At 40.9% G+C, this 14,096-nt stretch carries 8 protein-coding genes; 5 read left to right on the top strand and 3 right to left on the bottom strand.

Annotated elements, in window-relative coordinates:
* Nucleotides 1-269: 269 nt before the first annotated feature.
* On the top strand, nucleotides 270-464 hold the full coding sequence (locus tag M23134_RS25275) for a hypothetical protein (RefSeq protein ID WP_002700993.1): 195 nt from the start codon (nucleotides 270-272) through the stop codon (nucleotides 462-464).
* A 151-nt stretch (nucleotides 465-615) separates the two neighbouring features.
* Here the strand turns inward: M23134_RS25275 and M23134_RS25270 are convergent, their stop codons facing one another.
* The gene (locus M23134_RS25270; protein WP_002700992.1) at nucleotides 616-3,438 is read right to left on the bottom strand and encodes a hypothetical protein; all 2,823 of its coding nucleotides are present in this window, start codon (nucleotides 3,436-3,438) and stop codon (nucleotides 616-618) included.
* Between the two features lie 1,250 nt (nucleotides 3,439-4,688).
* Between M23134_RS25270 and M23134_RS25265 the strand changes: the two genes are divergently transcribed.
* Nucleotides 4,689-6,770, top strand: coding sequence for an acylase (locus tag M23134_RS25265; RefSeq protein ID WP_002700990.1), 2,082 nt, complete (start codon nucleotides 4,689-4,691; stop codon nucleotides 6,768-6,770).
* A gap of 122 nt (nucleotides 6,771-6,892) precedes the next feature.
* On the opposite strand, the gene M23134_RS25260 is transcribed toward M23134_RS25265, so the two are convergent.
* Both M23134_RS25260 and dnaB read right to left on the bottom strand, forming a co-directional pair.
* A complete protein-coding gene (locus tag M23134_RS25260) occupies nucleotides 6,893-7,582 on the bottom strand; it encodes an SDR family oxidoreductase (RefSeq protein WP_002700989.1) in 690 nt (229 codons plus the stop codon).
* 236 nt (nucleotides 7,583-7,818) lie between these two features.
* Complete coding sequence (gene dnaB, locus M23134_RS25255; protein WP_157558638.1) at nucleotides 7,819-9,438, bottom strand: replicative DNA helicase; 1,620 nt, start codon at nucleotides 9,436-9,438, stop codon at nucleotides 7,819-7,821.
* An 848-nt stretch (nucleotides 9,439-10,286) separates the two neighbouring features.
* Here dnaB and M23134_RS25250 point away from each other — a divergent pair.
* The 3 genes from M23134_RS25250 to M23134_RS25240 all read left to right on the top strand — a co-directional run bounded on the left by M23134_RS25250 (nucleotide 10,287) and on the right by M23134_RS25240 (nucleotide 14,001).
* A complete protein-coding gene (locus tag M23134_RS25250) occupies nucleotides 10,287-10,667 on the top strand; it encodes a PadR family transcriptional regulator (protein WP_002700986.1) in 381 nt (126 codons plus the stop codon).
* Nucleotides 10,668-10,729: 62 nt separating this feature from the next.
* Entirely contained in the window at nucleotides 10,730-13,333 is a 2,604-nt protein-coding gene (locus M23134_RS25245; RefSeq protein ID WP_002700985.1) for a PspC domain-containing protein, read from the top strand.
* A gap of 326 nt (nucleotides 13,334-13,659) precedes the next feature.
* The gene (locus M23134_RS25240) at nucleotides 13,660-14,001 is read left to right on the top strand and encodes a hypothetical protein (RefSeq protein ID WP_045114312.1); all 342 of its coding nucleotides are present in this window, start codon (nucleotides 13,660-13,662) and stop codon (nucleotides 13,999-14,001) included.
* The last annotated feature ends 95 nt before the right edge of the window (nucleotides 14,002-14,096 follow it).

Here is a 14,096-nt window from a genome sequence, read left to right as displayed (position 1 = left end):
ATAATACAAGTAACTAGTGGTCAGTAACAGCAAATTAAAATATGCATTATTAAAAAATGTCTTACACCCGCTACTTAAGTATTTGATTTTTTTATTAAATTTAAAGATTGACCCAGCGCACGAAAGTAAATTTAACATGAGTGATTTACAGGGAAACATAGACGAAAATAATATCTTGTGTATTGGGTGAATCATCTAACTTTTTTTAGAAAATAACCGTATTTCTTAAAAAAGCTGTAATGACACACGAACACGTTAATTAAACAATTATGACAGAGCATCAAACACCTGAGAACGAGAACTTAAAGGAGTTTCAGGCAGACAAAATCAAATCAAAGCATTTTGCCTGCCGAATTTGGGGACATGATTGGCAAGGAAATAGTTTGAAACGAACCTGTACCCGCTGCAAGAAAACCCAAACCGCCAAGTTTACTACCAACATTTGGGTAGATGTAGAAAGTTAAGCCAGTGTTACAAAGGTTAGTTTTTGTTAACCTACACAACACATTGTATACGACACCACTCATATCTAAATATAATACAAATCCCCTCACTTGAATATTTTCAAACGAGGGGATTTGTATTTAGGTCAATAGTTAAACCTCAAGCATTTAATTAATCCAGGACAAAACCATCTATTTCTTCGCCTGCCAATGCCTTTTTGGTCAATTGTACAATGGCCCATTCTGCATCAGTTTTGCCCCCCGAACGTGCTACCTCTTTCAATACTTGAGCATCTACAGCCATAGTTTCTTCTACCCTCTTTTTAGTATGCTCTTTTGCTTTGCGGCTACGATTTTTCATTCGTAGAATCTCTTTATCGAAACGTGCCACAAAAGGTTCATTAAGCGCTTGTTGACTTATTTCATGCGATACAAACGCTTGTACAAAAGCATCGGCATGCTCAGACAAAAACGCCAGTACCTGGGGTTGGTCTTTGAGTTGATCTTTGCGCTGCGTAAGAAATTCCATTCCAAATGTGCGTACCTCTTTGCTGGGGCTGTCGCATAAAGCCAAAGCAGCTTCTCTTTCATCGTCAGAACCAGCCGCCAATCCATTGAAATAAGCACGCCCGGCAGCCATTGTATCAGGAATGCCCGACTCTAGCAATTGTAGCCCAAACATAATGCTCATGCCCATCTCGGTGGCTTTGGCAAGCCCCCATTGACGCAATGAAGGTAATTTGTGGTAACACAAGCTTCGCAAAGGCGCTGCACCTGCTGTAAACAGGTCTTCGTTGTTTTTTACCCAAGCCAATAATGCTTGCTCAAAAGAAGGATGGTTGATTTCGAGTACCGAGGCATCTTTTTGTTGCTGAAAAAGTTCAAAAAAGCCTTGATCTTCTATCAAACGATTGCTCAAAACCTGACTTTCAGCAGAGAGTACCCGCTCAAGAATATTTTTCCAGAAACCAACTTCGTTTTGTTTATGCAGCAATTGTTGATATACTGCTTTGCTGAGGTTTTCCCAAGCCTGATCGTTGGCAGTAGCCACCAAGGTCAGCAACATTTCAAAGTTCATCCGCAGCATCACCTCACTTATCAACTCGGCAGGTATACGTGAGCCAAGGTTTACATCACGGCTCAGCTTATCTGCCAAGTGCTTCAAAAACAAGCTTTTGCGATTACTACTATTAGGCAAACCATAGATGTATGCCATCAAACGTTCCGCCAGTTGATCATACTTAAATACATGCCCACAAAGGTTGCTTGCCCCGGCATCAGACACCTTGGCGATATCTAAGAGTTGAAAAAAGGCATCTATAGCCCAATCATTACCATAAATGTTCGAAAAGCCATTATTTACCCCCCAACTGTCTTTAAACAAGTCTTTATTTTTAAGTTTTTGCAAGGCTTCAGCCAAAATACCCTCTTTTACATCTCCCGGAAAAACCGCCAACCTTTGCAAGTGATACATAGGTTGCTTAATCAAGTCAAGTTTCAGGCGATTTACCAAAAAATCATAAACCCTTTTATCTCCATCTGAGATAATGTCGTTCAGAATATACTCAGGCAAACTATTTAGGTAATGCCTGCCACTATAATAATTCATAAAAGCATTGATTCCTGCCTGGGTAGTGATGGCATTGATAAAATATGCACGCTTGATGCGGTTATTATGCTGATAGTCGGTGAGTTTACTCCATACTGAATAAATTCCCCAGGATAATTTATCAGATAATCTCCAGCCAAAGTCTGCTATGTAAGGCGACACATTGTATACATAAGGCTCAATGTCTCGGGCATACATGTAGCGTTGGGTAAACTTGGTAATCAGCTTTTTGGCAAGTTGCTTATACAACTGTTCGTTGGCGTTGGTACCCAAAGCTTTAAGCCACTCCATGGCATCGCCCTCCTGAGCAAAATCGGCTCCTTGTAACGCCAAATCATTCAGTGCTTTGTGCTTAGACTGAAGCAAAGCTGGGGCTATAGGCAGAATACTATCTGGCTGAATCTCTTGAGCATACTTTTGCTGTACTAACTCCAGCGCTTTTACAATACGTTTGCCGTTGTTGCCTACACGCAATTCATTAAAACTGTATTTAAACAGGTGTTTGCCATAGTCTTTGTACCACTTAGCGCCTTTATTGGGTCGATTGGCATCGGTTTCATCTATTTTTTTGCGAATAGTGGCATTGCTATACAACCACATTCCAGCAAACAATGCGGGCTTGACCCCCTGAAACAAAAACGTTTGGTATGCCATAGCAGTAGCAGTACGCTTAAGCCAATGCGAGGGTGCACTGAAAAATTTCTCCAGCACTTCTTCGCTTACCTGGGTAGGGGTAGCTTGATGATGGTCTAATATCTTCACCGCAAATTCATAAATTTCCCAAGGCAGATTTTTCATTAGTAACTCTTGCAAAAAATTGAGGTGGCCATCCCAAACCTCAGGTTGTCCGTCTTCTCGGCGGTGTAAATGATAACGATTGCCATCAAAAACAAACTTGCCTTGTCCGTGCCCTTTTTGGTGAGCACGACGAGAGTTACCCAACAATATATCAGCGCTTATCCATTGATAACTTAAGTTAAACGGAGGCTTATCGGCCTGAAAAACAAGCAGTTTAGAAGCTATTTGGAAATAGTATTGAGGCTGCTGAACTGCCAGAGTGCGCAAAAATCTACGAGCACGGCGTTTCATATAACGCAAAGTAGCGTGGGTGGGATAAGGGCTCTTTACATCTTGGGGGTTGATACGGTCAATCTTAAAAATCAAGTGGGTCAACATCAACAATTGGTTATTGGTCGACTCAACATCTATAGCATGGCGGTCTTGTGAAGACAAACCCAAAAAATAAGTCTCTGTTTTTTTATAAAGTGTTTTGAGTATGCGCCAATAGTTTTTTTCCAAAGGAGATTTTTTGATGAATTGAATAATATCAAACACATCTTTATCATTGGCAGGGGGAAAGTTTTGCAATAATGATTCATTTAACATAGGAGACCTCCTTCTTATAAATAATTGATTCTTAAGCTCTTAATAGTATTGGTGTTTATAAAAAGTTATAGCTTAACTGATCAACACCCTTGCATTGGTGACTGCGTATAACTTTTTTGATTTCATTGATAAGTCTTGTTACTACTCACTAGGGACTAGCGGAAATCACTGTAGGCGTATGGTGCGGGATACCGTCAATTCTATTATTAATCGAATTGAGCTTTGCTCATTCAGCTATTCTTAATGAAAGAATTGACGGTATCCCGCTAAAATACGCTGAATGACATTGCCGTATAGTGATGTATGGAAAGCTTGACTTCTGCTGCGACGAAACATCGCACGAAATGCTAACTCAACTTACAACTTTACTTTATTCTTCACTCACTTAAAATAAGTGGGTGTTGTGTGCTTGTATTTTTACCAAATATTGTGACTACTCACTGGTATTTGTAATAATCATTGCCAGCGTAGCAAGAGACAAACAGGCAGGCATTAAACCGACGCTGCTTTTTGGCTCTTCAACACGCCAAATGAAATTACTATAAATGATGTTTGGATAGCTTTACTTTGAGTAATACCCCCTAGCCTAAAAATACGCTGAATGACATTGCCGTATAGTGATGTATGGAAAGCTTGACTTCTACTGCGACGAAACATCGCACGAAATGCTAACTCGATTTGAGACTATACTATCAATAAGTAATAAAAAAATGATGATTATTTGTTACTTCTTGCCTGAGACCAGCGGAAATCACTGTAGGCGTATGGGAGGCTAGGGTTACTATACCCCATAGTAAAATTGACCATTGAGGGCTTCGCCCGTTCAGCTAAATTCGATTATACTATGGGGTATAGTAAATTAGAATACGCTGAATGACATTGCCGTATGGTGATGTATGGAGAGCTTAACTTCTACTGCGACGAAACATCGCACGAAATGCTAACAAATATTTTCAATATTTTGAGATGTTTATAACTTTTTATAAACACTTTCTTGCTCATTTGTTTGGCAAATATAAAACAATGTTAGCAAAAAACAAATGCTTGTGTTAAAAAAAACCAACAATTTTCAAACCTCTCCCTCAGTATCACTAACAACTTATTAATCAAATACTTACAACAAGTGATGGCTTAAAAAGTAAAAAAAAAGAGCTTGATGTTGTCCTCTTTTTAGCTTTACTTTTTAAATTGATTAGTAATTATTTTTTCTTTAGCCATTTACCTAATATTACCATCAACACTCATTCTATATGACCATACGAAACTTATTTACCTTGTTTTTCATTAGTTGGCTGGGGTTGTCGTGCCAGGCACAAAACACCCAATCAATAAACTTCAAACAAACCCGTATCATCTGGGATACCTGGGGGGTGCCTCATATCTACGCTAAAAACGACCAAGACCTGTTTATGGCTATGGGCTGGGCACACATGCACAACCACGGCAACCTCATACTAAAAATGTATGGCAAGTCACGGGGCAAAGCCGCCGAATATTGGGGAATGCGCTACCTGCACAATGACAAGCTCATCCACTCGCTGCAATTTCCGCAGTTGGCAAAACGATGGCAAAAAAAACAACACCCTACCCAAAAAAAACACATTGAGGCCTTTGTCAAGGGAATGAACAAATACGCCCAGGCACATCCCAATCATTTTGACAAAAAATATAAAGTAGTCCTTCCAGTAACCACTAACGACATTCACCTACATTTGATGTATGTAGTATTTACACGGTTTGTGGGAGGTAGCGAACTAGGCAGAGTACAAAAATGGGCCGACAAAGGCTCCAATGCTTATGCCATAGCTCCTTCCCGGTCGGCAAGCAAAAATGCCATGTTGGTGCAAAACCCTCACCTGCCGTGGAGCAATGAGTTTTTGTTTCACGAAATGCACCTTATAAGCCCCCGTCATAATACCTATGGGGTAAACCTGGTAGGCTTGCCAGGCATAGCCATTGGTTTTAATCAACACCTGGGCTGGAGCCATACAGATAATACTATAGACAATGCTGATACATACGAACTGGAACTCAAAGATGGGGGATATGTAATGGATGGAGCAGTCAAGCCATTTGTAAAAACCCGTACGACCATCCGGATAAAAACCAAAGAGGGCAAGTTTCAGCGCAAAACCATTGACTTGCTTGCCTCGGAGCACGGTCCTGTAGTAAAAATGAGCAAACGCAGGGCTTTGGCAATAAAAATGGCAGGCACCAATGCCCCCAATATGGCTTTACAATGGTGGAAAATGGCTACTGCCAAAAACCTTCGCCAGTTTGAAAAAGCCCTCAAAATGCAGCAAATTCCGTTTTGGAATGTGATGTATGCCGACAAAAAAGGGAATATTTTCTATCTATTTAACGGACGAGTACCAGTGCGTTCTAAAGGCGATTGGGTTTTTTGGAACAATGTAGTAAAAGGCAATACAACAGCTACTCTATGGCATAAAATACATGCTTACAAAGAGATGCCTCAAGTGAAAAATCCACCACAAGGTTGGCTCCAAAACGCCAATGACCCACCTTGGTCGGTTACTTTTCCACCATTGCTTATACCCAAAAACTATCCCCCCTATATGGCGCCTATCAGAATGGGTTTCCGTCCGCAACGCTCTGCCCGAATGTTGGCTGAAGATACGTCGATTACTTTTGACGAACTGGTTGCCTACAAACACTCTACCCGCTCTGAACTGGCTGACCGCATTTTAGACGATTTGTTTGCCGCCATAGACCAACACGGCAATGCGTTGAGCCAAGAAGCCAAAAAGGTATTACAAAACTGGAACCGACATTTGGACAATGATAGCAAGGGCGCTTATTTGTTCTATGCTTGGGCATCTAAAATGGGATTTTGGCGCAGTAAAATGTACAAAACCCCCTGGAATGCGGCTCAGCCTCGTACTACGCCTGATGGCTTGGCTCAGCCCAAAAAAGCAGTAAAAATGTTGAATGCCGTGGCGACTTACCTTAAGCAAAAACACGGCAAGCTCACCGTTGCCTGGGGTAAGATGCACCGCCTGAAATACGGCAAGTATAACTTGCCTGCCAATGGTTCGGCGGGGGGCATTGGAGTATTTAGAGTGGCTTGGGAGGGCTACACCGACAAACAAGGAATCAATTATGTAGGTGGGGGGGACTCTTGGGTAGGGGTGATTGAGTTTGGCAAAACTGTCAAAGCCAAAGTATTATTAAGTTATGGCAACTCTACCCAAAAAACATCCAAGCATTATGGCGATCAGCTGCCTTTGTTTTCTAAGAAAAAGCTCCGCAATGCTTGGTTTTACCCTCAGGATGTATTTAAACACAAGGTAAGAGAGGAAGTATTTGATTAATCTTATATATGTTGTTTTGCTTGCGTAAAAAATATTGTTTTCAATCAAACCTGTTTTTTGCGTAAGCAAAGATATGCATCAACACCTAAGGACTTGTCGCTTAAAGCTTGCTCCTGCAGAAACTACCACCCCACCACCTGCTTGTCAAAGAAAAACTTACCAGTGGGTATTTCAGTGTGGACAGCAAGCCATACTGGGGTCTCGGCACCTTTTTCTATGGTACGTTGGGCGTTTACCCCTCCCATATCGGTTTGTACATGCCCTGGATGGCAAGCGTTTATTTTAAGTAAGGGGTATTCTACCGAAAGGTGTAAAGTAAAGGCATTGAGGGCAGCTTTAGACAAACGATAGGCAGTGTAGTTGCGGTTCATGTCGCTCATGGTTCCCAAAAAACTAGACACATTCACAATGCGCCCCCCTTTGCTGTTATGGAGCAATGGAATGAGCTCACGGCTAAAAAATATCGGGCCGTACAAGTTAGTCTTGAGGGTTTCATCCAGTACCTGCTCAGTAAGCGATTGCAAACTTTCTTTCAAGAAAATACCTGCGTTATTAATCAACACGTCTAAGTAGGCATACTTTGCTTCAATACGTTGCGCAAACACCTTAAAAGAGCCTGTTTTGCTCACATCTAACACCTCACCTTGTACTTTTAATCCCGTGTTGGCAAGACGAACTACTGCTTCTTGCACCTTGTCAGAAGTACGCGCGGTCAATATGACTTTATGTCCCATTGTAGCAAGCTGGCGGCACATTTCAAAGCCTATGCCCCGATTGCCACCAGTAACTAGTATAATTTTGCCAGGTGTCATAAATTTGAGACTAAAAGTTGAAACAAACAATTTTGAAGAAGGGCGAATCTACGGCAAAAACTTGCATAATCCAATGAGGTCGATAATTTAGTACCAGATGTTTAAACACACTCAAACTCTAAGCTTATATCTGGAGTCCGACAGTCCACAAAACATGGTAGTTTCGCAAACCATCAAACAATACTTCCAGGATAAATTCGCATTCCGGCACGTGATGGACACACCTATAAAGCCCGTTAAAAAGGTGGATCATCGTCTAAATTGCTTGGAGGAAAGATGCTGCCCGTGCTCTCTTCGGGGCGGGGCGAATCATCGGCAGGGGGTGGCGGGGTGGGAGGTCCTGGCTCATTTACCTTGCTACCTAAAGTAATGGCGCCAGACATGTCAAACTCAGACGAACCCCCAGAAGGAAAGCCTCCTCCCATGTCCATACCAAAAGTATCGGTTTCGAGGTCTTCAAATTTGGTATACTTTCCAATAAAACGTAAAGGAATATCAGCCAGCGAACCATTACGGTGTTTGGCTATCATGACCTCCCCTACTCCAGCTGTAGAGTTTCCGGTGGCATCTTCGGTAATGCCGTAATATTCGGCACGATACAAGAAAGCTACCATATCGGCGTCTTGCTCTATTGAGCCCGATTCACGCAAATCTGACAGCTGAGGTCTTTTGTCTCCTCCGCGGGTTTCTACCGCACGACTCAACTGCGACAGGGCTATTACAGGTACATCCAGTTCTTTGGCGAGTTGTTTCAACGCCCTCGAAATAGAAGCAATTTCTTGTTCACGGTTACCCGCCCCTCCTTTACCCGTGTTACCAGTCATTAGCTGTAGGTAATCGATAATTACCAGTTGAATGTCGTGTTGGGCTTTCAAACGACGACACTTTGCCCTCAGCTCCAGGATAGACAAGGCGGGGGTATCATCAATAAATATGGGGGCTTCAGAAATAGTGGCAATTTTTTGATATAAGATTTCCCACTCATGGGGTTCCATTTGTCCTTTCTTAATTTTTTCACTTTCTATCTGGGCTTCCGACGATATAAGACGGTTGGTGAGCTGTACTGCCGACATCTCCAGTGAAAAGAAAGCCGCAGGTTTGCCAAAGTCTACTGCTGCATTGCGCAAAACCGTCAGCGAGAAAGCTGTTTTACCCATCGCAGGTCTTGCTGCCAAGATTACTAAATCAGACTTTTGCCAACCTGCTGTTACCCTATCGAGCGCCGTAAGTCCAGTAGGAATACCGGTAAGCCCATCTTTTTGGTCGCGGCGTTCTTCTAATTCTTTGATGGCATCTTGCATGATAGTGCGCATGTCTGCGTAATTTTTTCTGATGTTATTTTCAGAAATATCAAACAAGGCTTGTTCAGCTTTGTCAAGCAAGGTAAACACGTCAGAACTGTCTTCGAAAGCTTCTTTTTGAATTTCGGAAGATATGGCAATTAAATCACGTTTGATGGCTTGCTCGGTAATGATACGGGCGTGGTATTCAATGTTGGCCGCCGAGTTTACCATAGAGGTCAGCTTCATGATATAAGAAGGTCCTCCAACCATTTCGAGCTTGGCCATTTTACGCAATTGTTGGGTCACAGTGAGCATGTCTACTGGTTGCGACTCTGAAAAAAGCTCAAAAATTGCCTGGTAAATTTCCTGATGAGCAGGTTTATAAAAACTATTCGGTTTTAATACATCTATAATATCGGTCAGTGCATCCTTTTCTATCATCAACGCCCCCAACACAGCTTCTTCTAACTCTATTACCTGAGGGGGTACTTTGCCCAATTGGTTGGCTAAATAAGCACTTTGGGAATTTCGACTCTTGGCAGGTTTATTATTACTTTTGCTATTGTCTGTCAATTTTGTAAAGTTTTTAGGGTGTTCAAAAAACGCTTTGTTTGAATATAATAATCAACAGGTGATACTTACCCATTGCTTACCAAACACAGCCCAACACTTGTAATAATTCTCCCCTACGGAACATTTGTATACCCTTTTTTTGCAGTAGATAAGTAATTGCGATTTTTTTAATTCTGAATTAGCTAAAGTAACACTCAAACTCTTACAGGTTTTTGGTTATGAGTGTACAAGTTTTTCAAGACATGAACCCACCTACTACCAAAGAAATTTGGTGTATAACTTAGTTAATATATTATCTTTTGCAACTTATTTTTTAATCAATGGATAGATGTATGATTAAGTTCAGGCATACATCTTCAGTATGATTTGTATAGGGATTACTAAACAAAAATACATATTAATTTACTAATAACAGAAGGGTCAAATCAAAAATATTTACTAAAAAAGTCTAAGGTTTTGGCTATGAGTTGATTAAATCATTGTAGTATTTTTGTAGAAGTTTACTTGCTTGTTCAATCGTTTTTTTCGATGCTGCTGCACCTAAGCCCACCTGGACACTTTTCATATTCACCTCACTATCAGTACTTTAACACACAAAAAACATTTAACGCCCCTTTCCCTCTGGTTAGTGTCTTGGGTACACTGCAAATGAAATGTAATTTAGCCTGTAGGTTCAGGTTTTTATAAGATACCTTGCATTACATAGAACTTTCTATTATTTTTGTCGTAACTAAGAGAAAAAATATTTTTTTATTCCAATACTTGGTATTACATAGAACCTTTGATAGACGTGTATATGTTTAATCAAAGTAAATAGTTTACTCAATGTTAACATTTATCATAATATTATGAACATAGAAAACACACAAGTACAGATGCGTAAGGGCATTCTGGAATTTTGCATTCTCCATATCATTTCGCGTGGCGAGATTTACGCATCTGATATTCTTAAGGAGCTCAAAGATGCAAAAATCATTGTGGTAGAAGGCACACTTTACCCTTTATTGACTCGCTTACGCAAAGCTGACTTACTGGCTTATAGCTGGAAAGAGTCAAAACTTGGTCCTCCACAAAAACACTACACATTGACCGAAAAAGGCAACGAGTTTTTACAAAAACTAAATATTACGTGGAACGAACTGGTATTGTCTACCAATAAGATTATTCAAAATAAGCGAGAAAGCATTGAGATACCAACACTGGAAGAGATAAAACTCAAAAAGAAATAAAACCTAATTAAAACCATCAATCGACTTTAGACAAGCACTTAATAAACTCAGCACATATAACCATGAAAAAAAATATTAGCATCAACATTAGTGGGATCATCTTCTACATAGAAGAAGATACCTACGAGCAACTCAAAACCTATCTCTCTTCGGTAGAGCAGTATTTTGCCTCGTTTGAAGACAGTAAGGAGATTATAGAAGACATAGAAAACCGTATGGCTGAAATTTTTATGTCAACCCTCAATAGTGGCAAGCAAGTGATTACCCAAGAGGATGTAAACCATCTGATCACTACCATGGGGAGCGTTGCCGACTTTCAGGCAATGGAAGACGACCCTGCCTACCAACCCATTGCTTCTAACCCAGTGTTTAACGATGGTGGGCTTGAGCTACAAACCGAAGCCGAGTACCAGGCGTCGCTTAAGGCACAGCCGACAAAGAACCCTCCGGTTAAAAAAGCCACCCAGACCGAAAAAGCATACGCAGAGGACTTGAACTTCAATGTAGAAGACAACCACCGCCATACTGCCGAACATGTGCCACAAGCTGTGGCTAGTCAGGTGCCACGCCGAACCCGTGGTAAGCGCTTGTATCGTGATGGCAACCACAAGATTTTGGGTGGGGTGGCTTCAGGGCTTGCCCATTACTTTAACATGGATGCCATGTGGGTGCGTCTTATTCTGATTGTACTTACCTTTGGGCTGTTCTTTGCCCCGGCAATTCCTGCTTTTACGCTGATCAGTTACCTTACCCTTTGGGCAGTGGTGCCTTTGAACAAAGAGCTGGAAGAAAACCCTCAAATCAAAAGATTTTACCGCGACCGCAACCGTTCTACCATTGGTGGAGTAGTTGCCGGGCTATCGCATTATGTAGGCATAGAGCTTGCCCTATTGCGTTTACTATTTGTATTGGGTATTGCATTGGGTGGTGCCAGTATTTTACTATACATTATTCTCTGGATCATTTCGCCTGAGGCAAAAACCATTACCGACCGTATGAAAATGGAAGGTGAGCCCATTACCCTCAAAAATATTGATTCTACCCTACGTAAAACAATGAGAGTACCCGAACAAAGAAACTACAGTACTACCAAAGCCGGACAAGTTGTGATGTTTCCTTTCAAAATGGCTGGAGTACTCATCAATAGTCTAAGTCCTTTGATTCGTCCGTTTTTTGTGCTTGCCTCCGAAAGTATTCGCATTGGTGGGGGATTTTTGGCTTTTATTATGGGCTTGAGCATGACAGTGGGCTTAACCATTGCCGTTATTTTTACCTTGGGTAACTTTCACTTTGAAGGAATGTACTTAGGACCAGTACCTGCCAGGTTTTACTACAATAGTATGGAATTACCCGCCTTGCTTGCTACTAGTATGTACTTTACCCTACTCATACCAAGTTTGTTTATCATAGGTTTAGGCATTTCGTTATTGTTACGCCGCTGGGTTATTCGGTCTCGTTTTGGCTGGACAATGGCAGGGCTTTGGGTAGTCAGTCTGATTGGCTTGGGTGTAGCGTTGCCCCCCAACATCAACAACTTTGGCTACACCAACACATCGGGCAAAGTAGAGTATTATACTTTTGAAGGAAAAGCTCCTGTAATGTTGGACATGAACCCAAATAATGGAATGAAAGACTACCGACGCAGTAAGTTGACTTTGCAGGGTTATGGCGAAGCCGCTTTTAAACTAGAGCATAGCTTTGGCGCTGCCGGAGAGAGTTACCAGGATGCTGCCAATAATGCACAAATGATTGAGTATGGGGTAGCAAAGGAAGATAACACGTTACTTTTCGACAGAAACTTTACATTTAAGTCTGGGGCCAAGTTTAGGGCACAAAGTAACAAAATGAGACTATACATTCCTTACGAAAAGGAGTTTATAATGACCAATAGCCTGCGTCACATTATTTATAATACGATTAACAAAAATGGGTACAGTGCTCGCGATATGGATGGAAAAAACGTGTGGAAGTTTAAAAAGAGTGGTCGTTTGGTATGTATAAGTTGTAAGCATAGCCCCGATGAAGAAAAAATTGCCCGTTATGAAAACAGACGTGGATATTACAATGATAATGACAATCGCGTGAGCCACGAAGAACAAAACCAAGGTGATGGAACAAGGGCATTTAAGGTAAATAATTTCAAAAAATTAACCATTGGTGGTGTATTCAAGGTAAAACTGGTAAAAAGCAACGAAACCAAGGTAGTAGCTAAGGGGCGTGAAACAGATTTGGACAAGTTAAAGCTGACCCAAAATGGTGAGCAAGTAAAACTGAGCCTTAAAAGAGGCAGCCACCGTAACATTGTATTGGAAATAAGCACTCCAAGCCTTGAAGCTTTGAACCTGTCGGGAGCTTGCAAGCTTACTGCCAGAGGTTTTAGCGAAGGACGAATGAATCTGGACATATCGGGAGCCTCTAAAGTTGAACTAAAAGACGGCAACGCTGACAATGTAAAACTAAACATAAGTGGTGCTTCCAAAATTATGGCGTATGACTTTGCTGTAAAAAATGCTGAACTGGAGCTTTCGGGTGCCAGTAAGGTATATGTACAGGTAGCCAACAAACTTGCGGTTGAAGCCAGTGGCGCCTCAAAAGTACGTTACAAAGGCAACCCTACTTTGCAAAGCAATAGCTCTGGCGTAAGTTCTGTAAGAAGAGCGGACTAAGCCACGTGGACAAAAGTTGATGCTGATGACTTTGTCAAGAGAATTGAATCTGTAAACCATATAACTATTATGCACTCCATATAAAAACCTAACTTAAAAACACCTGTCAGTGGCAGGTGTTTTTTTATTTCACTGATCACTAAACAATTAATAATCAAATATTTACATATTTATTTAATTGTATTTTCTTACTTTTAGCAAAAAAAACTTGTACACTTTAAGGGTTAAAATGAGCGGTTTTGTCTCTTTGTTAGTAAAAGACCAGCTAAAATAGGTACATACTATTGGTCTTTCATCAGGCATTTTTGACAAAAATTTATAATCGTATGAACATTGTTCTATTAAAACAAGAAGTTATCAAAGCTTATCAAAGGGTGTATTTACACCAGGAAATAGAAAAACAAAAAAGAGGGTACAAAACCTCCTCTACCGATATTGAAAAAAGATTGTTACAACTAAAAAAGCTGATCGAAGAAATCGACAGTAGTCGCAATACTGTCTGTCTTTGCCAAGAGCTTGAAAGGTGCCATGTCTACTTTCACCTACACCCTGAAGCTCAAAAATTACCCCTGCCCATCAATGTTACACAAGATTTTTTTTTCTGTAAAGGTTGGGAAAACTATATTTTGCAACGAAAGGCAGGCTGTGACAAGAAGCAAACTCAATAGTATTGAAAACTTGGTAAAAGTCATTTTAGCCATATAATCAGCAAGATTTTGACAGGAAATCAAGTTTCAGGAACCTCAGCAGCCGTTCATTTCCC

The sequence above is a fragment of the Microscilla marina ATCC 23134 genome, from assembly GCF_000169175.1.
Taxonomy (GTDB): domain Bacteria; phylum Bacteroidota; class Bacteroidia; order Cytophagales; family Microscillaceae; genus Microscilla; species Microscilla marina.
The sequence above is the reverse complement of the archived record's forward strand: the minus strand, read 5'-3'. Positions and strand labels throughout refer to the sequence as shown.

Coding starts and splice junctions, on each gene's coding strand:
- M23134_RS25275 (WP_002700993.1), top strand. CDS start 270: ATGACAGAGCATCAAACACCTGAGAACGAGAACTTAAAGGAGTTTCAG.
- M23134_RS25270 (WP_002700992.1), bottom strand. CDS start 3,438: ATGTTAAATGAATCATTATTGCAAAACTTTCCCCCTGCCAATGATAAA.
- M23134_RS25265 (WP_002700990.1), top strand. CDS start 4,689: ATGACCATACGAAACTTATTTACCTTGTTTTTCATTAGTTGGCTGGGG.
- M23134_RS25260 (WP_002700989.1), bottom strand. CDS start 7,582: ATGACACCTGGCAAAATTATACTAGTTACTGGTGGCAATCGGGGCATA.
- M23134_RS25250 (WP_002700986.1), top strand. CDS start 10,287: ATGAACATAGAAAACACACAAGTACAGATGCGTAAGGGCATTCTGGAA.
- M23134_RS25245 (WP_002700985.1), top strand. CDS start 10,730: ATGAAAAAAAATATTAGCATCAACATTAGTGGGATCATCTTCTACATA.
- M23134_RS25240 (WP_045114312.1), top strand. CDS start 13,660: ATGAACATTGTTCTATTAAAACAAGAAGTTATCAAAGCTTATCAAAGG.